This is a genomic window from Hydrocarboniphaga sp. (genome assembly GCF_028291725.1).
Lineage (GTDB): Bacteria > Pseudomonadota > Gammaproteobacteria > Nevskiales > Nevskiaceae > Hydrocarboniphaga.
Map to the genome: position 1 here is coordinate 36,465 of NZ_JAQGNT010000062.1, position 16,921 is coordinate 53,385.

Consider the following 16,921-nt stretch of genomic DNA (forward strand, 5'->3'; position numbering starts at 1 on the left):
ATTCATCGAGATTACATATCGCTTTCACGAAGCCGCCACATCGGACACCTAAGATCACTTTGGGCGCGACTTTTTTGCGTCACGGTATCGTAACGTCCAGGCTGACAACTGATCGTGGAAAATGAGCAATACGTCGTCGCCGTCCTGATCGGGCTTGTTCTGCTCCGCTTGCTGGCCCGACGTCTCCGCCTGTCTCTCGCCAAACACCCCTCATTGCGCGGTCACGCGAAGATGTCGCGCCGGGTCGCCGCGCTGCTCAGCTTTTTCGACTACGACGCGGAACGCTATTTCAGCAGCGATCTCGCTCCTGCCGAAGTCGCAGCGCAGCGACGCTCCGGCATGGAACGTCTGCGGCAACAAGTCGTCGCCAGGTCGCCGACGACCCTGGCTTTCTGTGAATCGCTGGAAAGCAGCATCTCGGATGTGCAGTTCACCAGCCAGCACCGGGTTCCCTTTCCATACCGCAACCTGCTTCCGCAGGAATTGAAAAGCGGCAGCGCGGTAACGCGCTCGCAGGAAACCCGCGTCTGCGATCTGGACGGAAACTGGCGCTACGACGTTTCCGGTTCCTACGGGGTCAACGTATTTGGCTATGACTTCTACAAGGAATGCCTGAGCGAGGGCTATTCGGCAGCCGCCGACCTGGGCGCCGTTCTCGGCCCCTATCATCCGGCAATCCGCGAAAACGTCACCGCGCTCAAGGCAATATCCGGCCTGGACGAAGTGTCGTTCCACATGTCCGGTACCGAAGCGGTGATGCAGGCGGTGCGCCTCGCGCGCTATCACACCGGCAAGACCCATCTGGTCAGACTGTGCGGCGCGTATCACGGCTGGTGGGATGGTGTGCAGCCCGGCGTCGGCAATCAGCGCCGCGTCAACGATGTCTACACGCTGGCGGATCTGAGCCCTCGCACACTGCAGGTGCTGGAGACCCGGAACGATATCGCCTGCGTGCTGATCAATCCGCTGCAGGCGCTACATCCGAACGCGGACGCACCCGGCGACGCGACCCTGGTCAGCAGCGATCGAAGCACCGCGTTCGACCGCGCAAACTATTCGCGCTGGCTCGCGAGCATCCGCGACATCTGCACGCGGCGCGGAATCGTGCTGATCTTCGACGAGGTGTTCACTGGGTTTCGGCTCGCTTATCGCGGCGCCCAGGACTACTTTTCGATTCAGGCCGACATGGTCACCTACGGCAAGACTTTGGGTGGAGGCTTGCCGGTCGGCGTGCTCTGCGGCCGCGCGGCCCTGATGAAACGTTTCAAGGAAGCGCAGCCTGCCAACATCTCTTTCGCGCGCGGCACCTTCAACTCGCATCCGTACGTGATGACCTGCATGGCGGCATTTCTTCAGCGGGTCCGCCTCCCGCAATACCAGGAACTCTATGCGCAGGCCGATACGCTGTGGAACACCCGGGTCGAAAACCTCAACCGGGATCTGGCCGGCGCGGAGCTGCCGGTACGGCTCGCCAATCTGCACAGCATTCTGACCATCCTTTACACAGCACCATCGCGCTACAACTGGATGCTGCAATTCTACCTGCGCGCCGAAAGCCTGGAGCTCAGCTGGGTCGGTAGCGGGCGGATGATCATGAGCCTGAACTATTCAGACCGCGACTTCGCCGAAGTGGCAAGGCGCTTTCAGCGCGCCGCGCAGCAGATGAAAAACGACGGCTGGTGGTGGAGCGCGCCGCATCTGAGCAATCAGTGGATCAAGCATCAGATGCTGAAGGACATGCTGGCATACCGTTTCAAATGGCTGACCGGCAAGCGCGAGGCATCGGCAAACGGTGCACCGACGGCGATCGGGGAAAGCCGCTGACATGGCCGGTCGAACCAGTCTTCAGCATGCGACTTTCCGCGACGATCTGCACGCGGAGTTCAAGCGCTACCTGATGGCGGAAAGTGCCCGCTTCGATCGGGCCGAATGCCTACGCATCGATTTCCACTGCCATGATCACAACAGCGACGTACCCGACGAGCTCTGGGGACGCATTCTCGGCTTGCCGGAAACCTGGCTGAAGACGAGCAAATTGGTGAAGTGCCTGCAAGGCAACGGCAGCGACGTGCTGACCATCACCAATCACAACAACGCACGCTCGTGCTGGAAACTGCTGGAAAAAGGCCTAGACGTGCTCGTCGGCGCGGAGTTCACCTGCTTCTTCCCGGGCCACGATCTCTATCTGCACGTGCTCACCTATGGCTTCACGCCGGAGCAGGAAGCCGTCCTGAACCGCAAGCGCGCCGACGTCTACGATTTTCTGCGCTATGCCGCCGAGCACGATATCCCGGTCATACAACCGCACCCGCTGTATCTCTATACCCGGCAGCCGGGCATCAATCCGGAGCTGTACGAAAAGCTGGCGCTGCTGTTCCAGAACTTCGAAGTGCTCAACGGGCAGCGTGATGTCTGGCAAAGCGTACTAACGCTGCACTGGGCGCAGGGCCTGACCGAAGAGAAGCTGCGGCGCTACAGCCGCAAGCACGGTATCGATGCTACGGATTTCGGCGTTTCGATCGAGCGCGCCAAAACACTGACCGGCGGTTCCGATGACCACATGGGACTTTCCGCCGGGCAATGCGGATCGTCGCTGTGGGTTCCTGATCTGGCGCGGCGGCTGCGGGATACCGCAGCGTCGACTCTCGCTCTCGAAGCCCTGCGCGCGGGCCGGGTCGCTCCCTTCGGGGACGTCGGAGAGAACCAGAAGCTCAACATCGCGTTGCTGGACTACTTTGCCCAGGCCGCGACACGCATCGAAGATCCGGGCTTGCTGCGGATGCTGTTCCACCGCGGCGAACTCAAGGACAAGGTCGCCTGCTTCGCCGTGGCCAATGCACTGCTGGAGCTGAAGAAGCACAAAAAGACGCAGATGTTCGTGTCCTTCGTACACGACGCGCTTCACGGCAAGAAGCCGGACTGGCTGGTTCGATGGAACGTGTCGAAAGACTACCGGTTCTGCGTCAAACACCTGGAAAAGATCGCCGACAGCCGCAGAGACGCACCGGACCAGTTCGTCCCAGCGGTAAACGAGGCCGTCGCCGACATGTTCCGGGGACTCAGCAAGCTCGCGATCAAACGCCTGCGTGCCTCGATTCCGAAGTCGGACGATCTGCTGAGCGACCTTTCGACCGAGTCGCTGATCCGCAGCTTCGAGATACCGAGTCAGCTCAGCGCCATGCTGCTGGGCTCTACGGCAAGCGGCAAGAAGTCCGGCAAGCTGGATTTCAAAGAGCTGCTCGACCAGCTTGCGTTTCCGGCGCTGATCGGCGTGGTGCTGGCCGGCGCCCAGTTCGCCAGTACTCGGGCGCTCTACGAGAACCGCGAATTTCTGAATACCTTCGCCCGCCAGCTGGGCCGCAGTCAGCATCCGCAACGCGCGCTGTATCTCACGGACACGCTGCGCGACAAGAATGGCGTATCCAATTCACTGTCCGGAAAACTGGCCGAGATCCAGCGCAAGGATCTGCCGATCGATTTTCTGATCTGCCACGCGGACGCCGCGCCCGAACCACAGCTCCATGTGGTTCAGCCACTGGCCGAGTTCAGTTTCCCGAAGTTGGCGGAGCAGACCTTCCGCATACCGGACCTGCTGGAAATCGCCAACATCTTCTACCGCGGAGGCTACGACCGCATCGTCTGCTCCACCGAGGGCCCGATGGTCGTCGTCGCGCTGTTCCTGAAGCACATGTTCAATGTGCCTGCGCATTTCTTCATGCACACCGACTGGATGGATTTCCTGCGCCACACCACCGATCTGAATCAGCACGAACGCGACCGCATCCGGCGCCTGCTAAGGACGCTCTACCACCAGTTCGACAGCGTATTCGTGCTCAATTCCGATCATCGCGCCTGGCTGACCGGTCACGAGATGGGGCTTGCAGAAAGCGCCGTGCATCTGACGGCGCATCACACCGAACCCGCGACCTTCAACGTCGTCGCGACGCGCAAGTCCGAGCTGATTCCGGGTGCCAACGCCAGTACTCCGGTGCTGTTTACCGCATGCCGAATCAGCAAGGAGAAGGGCGTACTGGAACTGCCCGAGATCTATCACCAGGCCCGGCTTGCGATTCCTGATCTGAAGCTGGTGATTGCCGGCTCCGGTCCCGCGGAGAGCAAGCTTCGCAAAGCCCTGCCGGAAGCCACGTTCCTCGGCTGGGTCGACCGCCAGCAGCTCGCGCAGCTGTACGCAGGCCTGGACCTGTTCGTCTTCCCATCGAAGTTCGACACCTTCGGCAACGTCATTCTCGAAGCATTTTCACAGGGCATGCCAGTGCTGGCCTACAACTGCAAGGGCCCGAAGGACATTATCCAGAATGGCCGCAACGGCTATCTGGTGGACAGCATCGACGCGATGTCCGAGCGCATCGTGCAGCATTTCGAGAGCCGCGAACGCCATGCCGCGATGCGGCGCGAAGCCCTCAAGCGCGTTGCGGACTACCAGGCCGAACCGATCATGCGCCAGTTCCTGCAGGACCTCGGGCTGCAAGGGCCCGCGGAGAGGGTCGCACAGCGGACCGCGGCCTGAACCATGACCACCATCCTGCAATCTCTGAGTCAGCATGAACAGCTCAATTTCCTGCTGACGAATCGAATTCCGCGACGCGCCCTGACCCAGTTCATGGGCTGGTACAGCCGTATCGAGAATCGCTCGCTGACGCGTGCGTCCTTGCGCCTGTGGCGGACGTTTGCCGCGGACCTGGATTTGGAGGAAGCCGAGCAGCGCGAATTTGCGAGCCTGCACGACTGCTTCACCCGGCGCCTGAAGCCAGGCGCCCGTACCATCGATGCGCGAGCGGATATCGTTGTAAGCCCCTGCGATGCCATCGTCGGAGAATGCGGCAGCATCGACGGAACCCGGGTGTTTCAGGCCAAGGGCTTCCCCTATGAACTCGGCGAGCTGATGCCCGATACCGGGCTGCAAGAGCGGTATCGCAACGGCCGCTACGTCACGCTGCGGCTGAAATCCAGCATGTATCACCGCTTTCATGCGCCGGTGGCGTGCACAGTCGACGACATCACTTACATCTCGGGCGACACCTGGAACGTCAATCCCGTCGCCCTCAGGCGCATCGAAAAGCTCTACTGCCGCAACGAGCGCGCGGTGGTTCCGCTCAGCCAGTTGGCGACAGCCGGCAGCGTGTGCTTAGTTCCGGTTGCCGCGATTCTGGTGGCCAGTATGAAGTTCCACTGCCTGCCCGACGATCTCGATTTGCACTACCAGGGCCCGAACCGCATCCGCTGTTCCGCGCGCTACAAAAAGGGCGAAGAAATGGGCTATTTCCAGCATGGTTCGACGATCATCGTGTTCGCAACTTCAAACTACCTGCTGTCGGCGGGCGTATGCCAGGGCCAGACCATTCGCATGGGCCAGGCGCTGCTGACCGACACAGCCGCCGCCGCGCAGCAGCGGGCATCGAACCATTCAGAAGAATCGCCCAGCCGTGAAACGCTGGACTGAACGCGCACCTCGCCATCATCATCCGGAGCCTGCCATGACCTTTCTCGAAGAGCTGCACCAGCAACGCTGGGACGACCACCGCTACTACCATCACAGCCGGATCAACCAGACCCTGCATCTGGTCAGCGCCAGCTGCTTTCTGGTCAGTTACGTGCTGCTGTTCATCAACCCGGTACTGGCCGTCATGGTGGGCTGGTTGCTGGCGATGATCCTGCGCCAGATCGGCCACTTCTTCTTCGAGCCCAAAACCTACGACGAGGTCAACCACGCCAGCCATCAGTTCAAGGAGAGCGTGAAAGTCGGCTACAACCTGCAGCGCAAGATCGTGCTGCTGAGCATCTGGATTCTGGTGCCGATGGTGCTCTATGCCGAGCCCTCGTTCTTCGGATTCTTCGATTCGGCAGAAATAAATCGCGGACTGGTCTACAACACCTCGGTGCTATGGCTAATCGTCGGCATCGGCGCGGTGCTGTTTCGCACGGTCCAGCTGTTTTTCCTGAAGGGCGTGCAATCCGGTTTGGTGTGGTGCACGAAAATTCTCACCGACCCTTTCCACGACATCAAGATCTACCATCGCGCGCCGTATTTCATCGCCAAGGGCGCGATGTACGACGATATGAAGGAATGGTATTCCGAGCGTCCGGTCTAAGATGTACTTGCCAGCGTCTCGATCCAGGTGCGCCGATCAATAGCGCGATGACGACGCTGGTGATGCTGCCCGGTCTGGACGGAACCGAGGTCACCGCGACCATCCTGTGTGCCTCATTCGTCACAGCGCCGCATCCCGGACTGATCCCTTTCCGCGGCGTGCTTCGGTCGCCGCTGGTGGCCGTCGTTCGCGCGATACGACGCAGCCGCCTGCTGATCCCGGGTTATGCCAGCAAGGAATTGCGCCAGGCCAAGGCCAGGACCTGGAGACGTGTGGGCTCCACGGCGCTCGCGGCACGCTCAAGGGCGGTACTGCAGGTCGATGCTCGGCCGCAGCTGCAGTCGTGCCGTGCTCCACTGCTGTATCTGGTATCGACACACGACGAAGTGGTAGGCCGGTCCAGCCTGGATCAGATCCGGACGCTCGCCCCGCAGGCGCGGGTCGAGCAGATCGAGGGCAAGCATCTCGCACTCTTCACTCACCCGCGTACCGCGGCCGCCAGCATCACGGGGTTCTTGTCGGGTCGGGACGAGACCTGCGGAGCGCCCGCATGAATGACCCGCTGAATCTCGAGCTGCAGCCTCGCCTCCACGGCGAAACGATCTCCCTGGCTCCCCTGCGAGCCGACGATTTCGAAGCCCTGTACGCAGTGGCTTCAGACCCGCTGATCTGGGAGCAGCATCCCGATCCGCTGCGGTATCAGAGGCCGGTATTCGAACAATTCTTCTCCGATGCGCTCGCGTCCGGCGGCGCGCTGGTCATTGTCGACACGGCGTCGGGTCGGGTCATCGGCTCGTCCCGCTACTACGAATGGATGCCGGCGGATCGGGAGATCGCGATTGGCTATACCTTTCTGGCCCGGAGCCATTGGGGCGGGCGAACCAACCTTGAGGCGAAGTGGCTGATGATCCGTCACGCATTCCGTCGCGCAGAAATCGTCTGGTTTCACGTCGGCAAGAACAACTGGCGTTCGCGCATGGCCATGAAGAAGATCGGTGGAGTCTTCTCCCATGAGGCACCCAAGGAGTTGAATGGCCGTGTGCGGGACTATGTCTTCTTCAAAATCGAGGCGCCGCTGGAACTATAGAGAATGGCCAAGGTGATCCGAATGCCCGACGGTAGCGCAGCAAAACGAGCCAAACCTCTGAGGGCGATGCTCCGGAGCTTTACGGTACAGAGCAAAGCCGGGTTTTTACGCATCGATCCCGGGGCGCGTCACGCGCTCAATATTCGTGCAGCACAGCATCGGCCGATGATCGAGCTTTTTTACTTCGATGCCGGTGGCGGGCATAGGAGCGCATCGACGGCGCTGCTGCAGGTGATCACGCAGTCCTATCCGCAGTGGCAGGTCACTCTGGTCAATCTGCAGGAGTTGCTTCAGGACATTGATCCCGTACATCGCCTGTCGAAATTCCAATCTCAGGACGTCTATAACGCCATGCTGAAGCGTGGCTGGACTGGGGCAACAACGGTGATCCTGAGAGCCTTGCAGCAAGGCATCCGCGCCCTATCGCCCTTGATGGAAATGCAGCTGCGTCGACATTGGCAACAGAGTAAACCCGATCTGGTCGTGTCGCTGATCCCGAATTTCAACGGGGTGATGTTTCGCGCCTTGCGCGATGTGCTGCCAACAGTTCCCTACATCACCGTGATGACCGATCTGGCCGATTCTCCGCCGCGTTTCTGGCAGGAAGCCCAGGATCAGTACCTCGTCTGCGGGACCGAAAAGGCAATGCGCCAGGCACGGGCAATCGGCTATCGGCCGAACCGGATCTTCCGCGTGTCCGGCATGGTGTTGAAGCCGCAGTTCTATCAAAGCGTCGATCCGTGCGCCGTATTGACACGCCAGGCAATCGGTCTGAATGACGCCCGCCCGGTGGCCCTGATCATGTTCGGCGGTTACAGCGCGGATACCGCTCTGCAGATCGTCCACACGCTGCGCGACGACCATCCTTCGGTGCAGACGATCGTGATGTGTGGACACAACGAAGCACTGAGGCGGAAGCTCCAGGGGATCGACGGCTGCCATGCCGTCGGATTCACATCGGACGTGCCGTCCTACCTGCGCCTGGCCGACTTCTTCATTGGCAAGCCGGGGCCCGGAAGCATCAGCGAGGCACTCCATATCGGACTGCCGGTCATCGTCGAACGAACCCGTAAAACAATGACACAGGAGCGCTACAACACGGTTTGGATTGAAGAGCAGAAGATCGGCATTGTCGTCACAGGGTTCGACAAAATCAGTTCGGCCGTTGAAAAGATGTTGCGCAGGAATGTTCTGGCCAGGTTTCGCGCCAATGCGGCAAGGCTCGACAATCAGGCACTGTTCGAAATACCGAGGATATTCGATCAGATCCTCGCGGATCACTCCGCTGCCGCGCACGCCGTCGCAGTGAGCGCGGCCATCAGGCCCCGTGTCGAGGCCGGTTAGACGCTTGAGAATCGACGCTCGCCGCCAGCGTTGACTGGAGGCAACGAGCACTTACGAGCACTCACGACACTACGGTCGCGAATCCAGTTTGTCCGGCAAGTCGCCGGGCGCCGCGTCGATGATGGTGGCATGAAGCAGCTCGCGATTGGCCTCACCCAGTTTTGGGGCGTCGGCGAGCCGTGGCACTGCGGCGTCGACGAACTTCACCGCGCAGGCCGACGCCGGCCCGCCTGCTGCCCGCTCGACCATGCCGCGCGCGACGATCTGCGGGTGGAGCATGGCCTCCTCCGGTTTCAGCACCGCGCACGCACAGCAGTCAGCGGCGCTCAGCAGTGCATCCCAGTGTTCGCGCGTGCGTGTCTTGAACAGCGCCACCAGTTCGGCCGCGGTGCGCTCCGAACTGCCGTCGGCGACCAGGTCGGGACGCTCGACAGCCGCGCAGAACGCCGCCCAGAACTTGGGCTCCAGCGCGCCGACCGCGACATGTCCGCCATCGGCGCATTCATAGACCGCGTAGCGTGCCAGGCCGCCGCTGAGCATGTCGTTGCCGCGCGGTCGCGACCGGCCGTCATGACGGATCGCGACCATCGCCATCAGGTTCAGCGCGAAGCTGCCGTCGAGCAACGAGGCGTCGACAAAGGCGCCGGTACCGCTGCCGCGCGCACCTATCACCGCGGCCAGGATCGCCGATGCGCAATGCAGCGCGCCGCCGGCCAGATCGGCTATCGGGATGTTCGACATCGCCGGCGCCTGGCCGGCGTCGCCGCTCTGGTCGAGCAGGCCGGAAATCGCCTGCGCATTGAGGTCGTGACTGGCCGCATCGCGCAGGGGTCCGTACTGACCGTAGCCGGTCAGCGCCGCGTAGACCAGCTTTGGATTGCGGCTGCGCAAGGTCTGATAGCCGCAGCCTAGCCGGTCCATCACGCCGGGCCTGAAAGACTCCAGCAGCACGTCGGCGGTGTCGATCAGGCGCAGGAACGCGGCAAGCCCGTCGGCCCGGCGCAGATCCAGGGTCACCGAGCGTTTGCCGCGATTGACCAGCTCGAACAGCTGCGGCTCCAGCGAGCGCCCGTAGTCGCCGCCGTCGGGCTCCTCGACCTTGATCACTTCCGCGCCGTACTGCGCCAGCAGCAGCGAGCAGTAAGGGCCGGGCAGCAGCCGCGACAGATCGATGACGCGGACACCGGCCAGCAGGGAGTTCATCGTGCTCATCGCTTCAGACTCTAGTGCTCGACCACCAATGCCGCCGTCGGCGCTTTCGCGGCGCGGATCTTCGCGTAGTCGCGGCCGATGTACAAATACGCAGCCGGCACGATGTACAGCGTGAACAGCGTGCCGATGAACATACCGGCCGCGATCACCAGGCCGATGCAGAACCGCGAAGCCGCACCGGGGCCGGACGCGGACAGCAGCGGCACCATGCCGATCACCAGCGCGGCGGTGGTCATCAGCACCGGTCGCAGGCGGATCGAGGCGGCCTCCTCGATCGCGTCACGCTTGGCCATGCCCTGCTGCTGCAGCTTGTTGGCGAACTCGACGATCAGGATGCCGTGCTTGGAGATCACGCCGATCAGCGTCACCAGACCAACCTCGGTGTAGATGTTCAAGGTCATGCCGGGGAAGTGGGTCAGCTGCATGCCGTTGGTGATCGAGAAGATGTTGATCAGCAGCAGTGCGCCGCAGATCGACATCGGCACCGTCACCAGCATGATCAAGGGATCGGTGAACGACTCGAACTGCGCGGCCAGCACCAGATAGATCACGATCAGTGCGAATGCGAAGGTCAGCAGCAGCGCTGAACCTTCCTGCTTGAACTGGCGCGAGGCACCGGCATAGTCGAGCTGGTAGCCGCTGGGCATGATTTCCTGCGCCGTCTTCTCAAGGAATGCCAGCGCATCGCCCTGGGTCACGTCAGGGCGCGGCACCGCAATGATGCTCACCGAATTCAGCTGCTGCGAGTGCTCGATCGAACGCGGCACGACGCGCTCACTGACTTTGACCAGCGTGGATATCGGCACCAGTTCGCCGCTTGCGGCGCGCGTGTAGAAGCCGTCGATCTGGCCGGAATCGAGCCGGCCGGCTCGCTGCACCTGTTGGATCACCTTGTACGAGCGGTTGTCGTAGGAGAAGCGGTTGACCTCGCCGCCGGCGAACAGGGCCGACAGGTCGGCGCTGAGCTGCTGCATGCTCACACCCATCAGCGCGGCCTTGTCGCGGTCGATATCGATAACCGCCTCAGGCCTGTCGATGCGCAGGTTGGGCGCGGCGTAGAAGAACTTCTTCGAGGCCATCGCGCGGCCGACCACTTCGTCGGCGACGCGCGACATCGCGACCGGATCGGCGGTGGACTTGAGCACGAACTCCACCGGATAACCCTGTCCCGGCGTCGGCAGTGCCGGCGGCTGGATGCCGGCGAAGCGCACGCCGGAAATCTCGGCCATTTTCGGCATCAGCCCGGCCAGCACCTGATCCGTCGGCTTCGGATGCTGCTTCCAGGGCTTCATGATCATGCCCATAAAGCTCTGGTTGGTATTGCCGCCGCTGCCGATCGTGAAGCCGAAAATACGGTCGATGCTGGGATCGGCCTTGGCAACCTTCTGCACCTCCATGAAGTAGCGGTCCATGTACTCCATCGTCGAGTAGCCATCAGTCTCGATGATCGCGAACGCGAACCCGAAGTCCTCCTGCGGCGCCAGCTCGCCGGGCGTAGAAAACGCCAGGGCGAAACAGGACGCAAATACGATCGCCCCGAATACACCGATCACGTGCACGGTGTTCAGAGCGCCGTGCAAACGCTGCTTGTAGCCATGGCGCCAGGTCTCGAACTTGCCGTCCAGGTACAGCGCCAGCTTGTTGGGCTTGACGCCGTCGCCGCCGTGCGTGGAGCGCAACAGCTTGCTGCACATCATCGGCGTCAGTGTCAGCGCGATGACGCCGGAGATGAACACGCTCGCGGCCAGCGTGAATGCGAACTCCGAGAACAGCTTGCCGGTAATGCCGGTCAGAAAGCCGATCGGCGCGTACACCGACACCAGTGTGATCGTCATCGCGATCACCGGGCCGACCAGTTCGCGCGCGCCGCGGATGCTGGCGTCCAGCGGCGTCATGCCGTCCTCCATATGCCGGTGGATGTTCTCCATGACGATGATCGCGTCATCGACGACCATGCCGATCGCCAGCACCATCGCCAGCAAGGTCAGCAGATTGAAGCTGTAGCCGAGCACCAGCATGAAGAACACGCCGCCCATCAGCGACAGCGGCACGGTGACCGCCGGGATCATTGAATTACGGATCGAGCCGAGGAACAGGAAGATCACGACGATGACGATGATCATCGCCTCGGCCAGGGTCTTCTGCACTTCCTTGACGGCGTCGCGCACGTAGTCGGTGCCGTCATACGCGATGCGCGCCTCCAGGCCTTGCGGCAGATTCTGATGCACGCTCGGCCACATGTCCTTCACCGCCTGGGTCACTTCGAGCACGTTGGCATCGGGCCGGGCCTTGATACCGATGAACACCGCGCTCTGCAGGTTCCAGGTGGCGCCGCCATCGTAGCTGGACGAACCGAGCTGCACGTCGGCGACATCCTTCAGCCGCGTGACCGAAGCGCCGTCGGTCTTGACCACGAGCTGCTCGAAGTCCTCGGGCTTGCGCAGATCGGTGCGCGCGGAAATGCCGATGCGCACGTCGGCGCCCTTGGTTTCGCCGACTGCCGCAATCACGTTCTGGTTACGGATCTGCGCCGTCACCTCACCCGCGGTGAGATTGTGCGCAGCGAGCCGGTCACCCCTGAGCCAGACGCGCAGCGCGTAGTCGAAGCCGCCCTGCAGGTCCGCGCGCTGCACGCCGGGTATCGCGGCCAGCTGCGGCAGCACGATACGCGTCACGTAGTCGTTGATCTGGCTGGCATCCAGCACATCGGAGTAAAACGACAGGTACATCGACGCGGTGCCACCGGCCTCGGTCAATTCGACCACCGGGTCGTCCGAGGCCTGTGGCAACTGGCTGCGCAGCTTGTTGACCTTGGCCGAAATCTCGGTGATCGCCTCGTTGGGGTTCTTGTTCAGGCGCAAGTTCGCGGTGATCGTGCTCAGGCCCTGGGCGGAGCTCGACGTCAGGAAGTCGATGCCGTCGGCAGTCGCGATCTCGCGTTCCAGCGGGGTAGTGATGAAGCCTTCCATCAACGAGGCGTCGGCGCCCGGATACGCGACCGTCACGTTGACCTGCGCGTTCTGCAGGTACGGATATTCGCGGATTGTCAAGGTGGTCGCCGCGCGCAGGCCGAGCAGCAGGATCACCAGACTGATAACCGATGCCAGCACCGGCCGCTTGATGAAGATGTCGGTGAAATGCATTTCAGCTCTCCGCCGGCTTCGGGTTCAGATCGAGCTCGGGCTGGATCCAGTTGATGACGATGATCACCGGCTGTTCGTTGCAGCCGCCCGACAAGGATTTCGGCATTCTCATCTCAGCTCTCCGCAGGCTTCGGGTTGAGTTGCAGCTCGGGCTGGATCGAGTTGTTGATGATCACGGGCTGTTCGTTGCGCAGCTTCAGCAGGCCGGAGGTGGCGACCTGCTCACCGGGCTTGAGGCCGTCGATCACCGCAACGAAATCGCCGCGCACTTCGCCGAGTTTGACGAAGCGCTGGATCACGATCAGATCGGCAGCCGGCGGCGAGGCCGGGCCGGCAGCGGCCTTCTTTGCGGGCTCGGCAGCATCGCTGCCCGGCGTCGCCGCAGGCTTCTTTTGGACGACGAAAACCGCGGTGCCATACGAGCTGTAGCTGATCGCGGTACGCGGCACCACCAGCAGATTGCGCTCGCCCGGCAGCGCCAGCTTGACGCGGCCGAACTGGCCCGGCGTCAGCTTGCGATCCGGATTGGGCATACGCGCGCGCAGCTTGAAATTGCGCGTCGCCACGTCCACGCGCGGCTCGATCGCCAGCACCGCGCCGTCGAATGCATTGCCCGGATACGAGTCGACCGTAACCGCGACCTTGAAGCCCGGCTGCACCACGCCGACGTACTGCTCGGGCAGATCGAAATCGAACTCGATGGGATCGACCGACTGCAGCGTGACGATCGCGGTGCCCGGCTGCAGGTACTCGCCAACGGTGACCCGGCGAATGCCGAGCTGGCCGGCGAACGGTGCGCGGATATCCTTCTTCGCCAGCAGCGCGGTCTGCGACTGTACCGCCGCTTTGGCGGCGTTGGCTTCGGAGACCGCAGCGTCGTAATCGGACTTGGCAATCGCCTCGAGTTTGAACAGTTTCTCGCGGCGTACACGGTTGAGTTCGCTCAACTCGGCATTTGCCTTGAGCCGGTTCAGCTCGCCGAGTTCGGAGGCGGAATCCAGAGTCAGCAGGCGCGCGCCCTTGGCGACTTGTCGCCCCGATTCGAACAGCACCTGGGTGACGATGCCACCGACTTCGGCGGTCACGTCGGCGCCATTGACCGGCACCAGCGTGCCGATCGCCTCGAGCTTGTTGTCCCAGGTCATGGCCTGAACCGCGCCGGCCGACACCGTTGCCGCCGGCACCGGCATCGAGTCGACGTACTGGTTCATCATCTTGGTCATGAAAAGCTTGCCGCCGAACACGGCGCCGAACACCAGCACGCATGCCACCAGCACGATGATCATTCTCTTGGTCATATCCGCTTTCCCAGCCTTTTCGTGTTGCCGCTTGCGATCCGCGCAGGAACCGCTGTGGTATAGGTCGATCAGTTCTTCAAGTCGTTGTTCTGCTGCGCCTGCGGCGCCAGCAGCAGCGCGTCGATCTCGGCGAAATCGCGCTCGCTCAGGCGACCAACGGTCTGCTTGAGCTGCAGCAGGTTCAGCAGCAGGTTGTAGCGCGTGGTCGACAGGTCGAGCCGCGCCTGCACCAGCTGACTCTGCGCATTGAGCACGTCGGTGATGGTGCGCGTGCCGGCGTCGTAGCCGTTACGCGTCGCCGCCTGCGCGGCTTCCGCCGAGGTCACCGATTTCTCATAGGCGCGGTTCTCGATGTACGCGGTCTCGACGCTGCGGAACAGCTGCCGGGTCTCGCGCTCGGTTTCGCGCTGGATGCGCTCGAAATCCGCCGCAGCAGCGCGCTGCTGCGCAGCCGCCTGACGCAGACCGGCGCGGGTCGCGCCACCCGCGTAGATCGGTATGTTGAGTTCGACGCCGATGCGCGCATCGTCGGTGCGTGAGCCGAACGCGTAGTGGCTGGTGTCGTCGCGGCCGGCGCTGCCGACCAGATCCAGCGTCGGGTAGGCCTGCGCACGCGTGGTCTCGGAGCGCGTGCGCGCGATCTCCGCAGCGACCTGCGCGCTGGCGATGCGCGGGCTGGCGGCGCGCGCGGCGGCGACCCATTCCTCGGCGGTCGCCGGCATCAGCGCCGGAAACGTGACCTGCGCCGGCAGCGCCGGCAGCGCCGCCGCGCCGTTACCGGTGGTCTCCTGCAACTCGTCGCGCGCGTTTTCCAGATTGCGCCGCGCCGTCACACGCTGCGCCTGCGCCAGATCCTGGCGCGCCTGCGCTTCCTTCAGATCCGTACCCGGCACCAGTTCGACTTCGTAGCGCTTGCGCGTGTCTTCCAGCGACTGGTCGACGGCCTGCGCCTCAGCCTCGGCCTGGTCGAGCTGGCTCTGCGCGATCAGCACGTTGAAGTAGCGCTCGGCGACACGGCGCTGCAGATCAAGCCTCGCGCTGCGCAGCGTCAGCTCGGCCTGGCTTTCGAGCGCGTCGGCGCGATCGCCGATCGCGAACCAGTCGAGCCGGAACAGTGGCTGACGCAGCTTCGCGGTCGCGCCCCAGGTCGGATAGTCGTCCTGGGCGCTGCCGAACACACCTTTCGACCGGGTGTCGGCATAGGTGCCGGTGCCCTGTAAATCGACAGTCGGCCGGATCGTCGCGCGCTCGATGATGCCGGCCTCGCGGTCGGACTCGAACTGCGCCTCGAACACCGCCGCAGTGGGATCGTGCGTGCGCGCGGCGTCGTAGGCCTCGCTCAGGCTCATCGCGCCGGCGTTGCCGCAGACACAGACTGCGGCAACGCCGGCGGCCCCGAGCACGCGGCGGATCATGCCGCGACTCAGGCGGGGCAAGGTCTCAGACCTCGCAGCATTGTTCATCGAACACCTCGGTGAAAATTCTCTGTATCAATGCGTCGAGCGCCGCATCGTCGGACACGTCGAAGTAGGGCTGCCAGCCCTGACCGTTCAATAGCGACTGCAGATGACGGCACATCAGGCGGTAGGGATCGGGCACCGCGAACGGATGCATCACCCCTTCCGTGTGCACCAGGTTGTGCATGCCGACCACCAGCGCCCAAAGCCCCAGGCAGACCTGCTCGGCCGGCATGCCCCTGAGGTCGAGCGAACCGGCCGCGACGGCATCGTTGACGATGCCGACCGCGATCGCCGCGATCGGCGCCTCGGCGTCGAGCACGGACTGGCGGCGCGCCGCCGAAGCCGCGGTCCAGACTACCTCGCAAAATGCGTACTGGGACATGCGGAAGTGGTCGGGGCTGCGGCGCACGAACAGCATGTCGGCGACCGCGATCCCGAAAATGCGCTCGCGGGGCGGCGCCCGCCACCGCGCCAGGCGCTCGATCAACTCGGCGTGCTCGACCACGTCCTGCCGCGTCAACTCCAGCAGCAGGTCTTCCTTGGACGCGAAATGCTGGTACAGGGTGCCGACCGCGTATTCGCATTTCTCGGCGATCCGGGCCATCTGCAGGTTCAGCAGGCCCTCGCTGCGGATCAGCTCGCGCGCGGTCTCCAGGATCAGTTGCTCCCGGTTGCCCAGTTCCCTCTGGCGTCGCTCCCTGGTTCCCACAACCGCATCCGTTCTTTTTTTGAATTATGTTCAAGAACGGAGCGGAGATCAAGATATCCCTTGCGCGAACATTGCCCGAAGGGCGGCATGCTTCTAGCGATCCGTTGACCCGAAGCGACGTCTAGGGCCCGCTGACCACTAGTCGATCGCTGCGTTGCCGCCCAACAGACGGCCAGACAAGGCGCGAGGAGGAAGCATAGTGGTGACTATGGTGACGACGAGCAACGCGGTATGGCCGTCTGTTGGGCGGCAACCCGGAGGGCTGGCCCCGAAAAGGGCGCATTGCGGCGTCTCTCCCTCCTTGTGTACATTGAGTACACTGCGTCGGTCGTTCCTTGCACTGCGCCCTTTTCGGGGCCAGCGCAGCGACCGCCTAGTGGTCAGCAGGCCCTAGGCCAGGATGCAGGCCAATAGTCGACTAGGGTTCCGGCTGCAGCAGCTGCTGCGGCGCCTGGACCGAGAGTCGACGACCTCAGCAGCACGGTTCATACCGATTGGGGTTACACGGCGGGATAAAAGCCCGGGAGATCACGTTGCGCTTTCACGAGCGACTTTGCG

General features: G+C 63.0%; 12 protein-coding genes and 1 riboswitch. Of the genes, 7 read left to right on the forward strand and 5 right to left on the reverse strand.

Annotation, left to right across the window (positions count from 1 at the left end):
- Positions 1-231 precede the first annotated feature (231 nt).
- From JWQ90_RS16815 to JWQ90_RS16845, 7 genes are read left to right on the forward strand one after another with little or no spacing between them, the layout of a single operon-like run.
- Positions 232-1,824 (forward strand): aminotransferase class III-fold pyridoxal phosphate-dependent enzyme, encoded by a 1,593-nt coding sequence (locus JWQ90_RS16815; RefSeq protein ID WP_299696149.1) that lies wholly within the window; start codon positions 232-234, stop codon positions 1,822-1,824.
- Between the two features lies 1 nt (position 1,825).
- Positions 1,826-4,528: a glycosyltransferase gene (locus tag JWQ90_RS16820; RefSeq protein ID WP_299696150.1), complete on the forward strand. Its 2,703-nt coding sequence runs from the start codon at positions 1,826-1,828 to the stop codon at positions 4,526-4,528.
- 3 nt (positions 4,529-4,531) lie between these two features.
- Positions 4,532-5,461, forward strand: coding sequence for an archaetidylserine decarboxylase (asd, locus tag JWQ90_RS16825; RefSeq protein ID WP_299696151.1), 930 nt, complete (start codon positions 4,532-4,534; stop codon positions 5,459-5,461).
- A 34-nt stretch (positions 5,462-5,495) separates the two neighbouring features.
- Positions 5,496-6,110, forward strand: coding sequence for an Mpo1-like protein (locus JWQ90_RS16830; RefSeq protein WP_299696152.1), 615 nt, complete (start codon positions 5,496-5,498; stop codon positions 6,108-6,110).
- Between the two features lie 47 nt (positions 6,111-6,157).
- Positions 6,158-6,664: a hypothetical protein gene (locus tag JWQ90_RS16835; RefSeq protein ID WP_299696153.1), complete on the forward strand. Its 507-nt coding sequence runs from the start codon at positions 6,158-6,160 to the stop codon at positions 6,662-6,664.
- Complete coding sequence (locus JWQ90_RS16840; RefSeq protein WP_299696154.1) at positions 6,661-7,197, forward strand: GNAT family N-acetyltransferase; 537 nt, start codon at positions 6,661-6,663, stop codon at positions 7,195-7,197. The genes JWQ90_RS16835 and JWQ90_RS16840 overlap by 4 nt, the downstream gene beginning before the upstream one ends.
- A gap of 3 nt (positions 7,198-7,200) precedes the next feature.
- Positions 7,201-8,541: a glycosyltransferase gene (locus JWQ90_RS16845; protein ID WP_299696155.1), complete on the forward strand. Its 1,341-nt coding sequence runs from the start codon at positions 7,201-7,203 to the stop codon at positions 8,539-8,541.
- A 69-nt stretch (positions 8,542-8,610) separates the two neighbouring features.
- Here JWQ90_RS16845 and JWQ90_RS16850 read toward each other — a convergent pair whose 3' ends face one another.
- The 5 genes from JWQ90_RS16850 to JWQ90_RS16870 all read right to left on the reverse strand — a co-directional run bounded on the left by JWQ90_RS16850 (position 8,611) and on the right by JWQ90_RS16870 (position 16,363).
- Positions 8,611-9,753, reverse strand: a complete 1,143-nt coding sequence (locus tag JWQ90_RS16850; RefSeq protein ID WP_299696156.1) for a CaiB/BaiF CoA-transferase family protein — start codon at positions 9,751-9,753, stop codon at positions 8,611-8,613.
- Positions 9,754-9,764: 11 nt separating this feature from the next.
- Complete coding sequence (locus JWQ90_RS16855; protein ID WP_299696157.1) at positions 9,765-12,896, reverse strand: efflux RND transporter permease subunit; 3,132 nt, start codon at positions 12,894-12,896, stop codon at positions 9,765-9,767.
- 113 nt (positions 12,897-13,009) lie between these two features.
- Positions 13,010-14,194, reverse strand: coding sequence for an efflux RND transporter periplasmic adaptor subunit (locus JWQ90_RS16860; RefSeq protein WP_299696158.1), 1,185 nt, complete (start codon positions 14,192-14,194; stop codon positions 13,010-13,012).
- Positions 14,195-14,262: 68 nt separating this feature from the next.
- Entirely contained in the window at positions 14,263-15,609 is a 1,347-nt protein-coding gene (locus JWQ90_RS16865) for a TolC family outer membrane protein (protein ID WP_299696159.1), read from the reverse strand.
- A gap of 25 nt (positions 15,610-15,634) precedes the next feature.
- Complete coding sequence (locus JWQ90_RS16870) at positions 15,635-16,363, reverse strand: TetR/AcrR family transcriptional regulator (protein WP_299696160.1); 729 nt, start codon at positions 16,361-16,363, stop codon at positions 15,635-15,637.
- Between the two features lie 407 nt (positions 16,364-16,770).
- Positions 16,771-16,892, forward strand: a riboswitch (guanidine-I (ykkC/yxkD leader).
- Positions 16,893-16,921 lie beyond the last annotated feature (29 nt).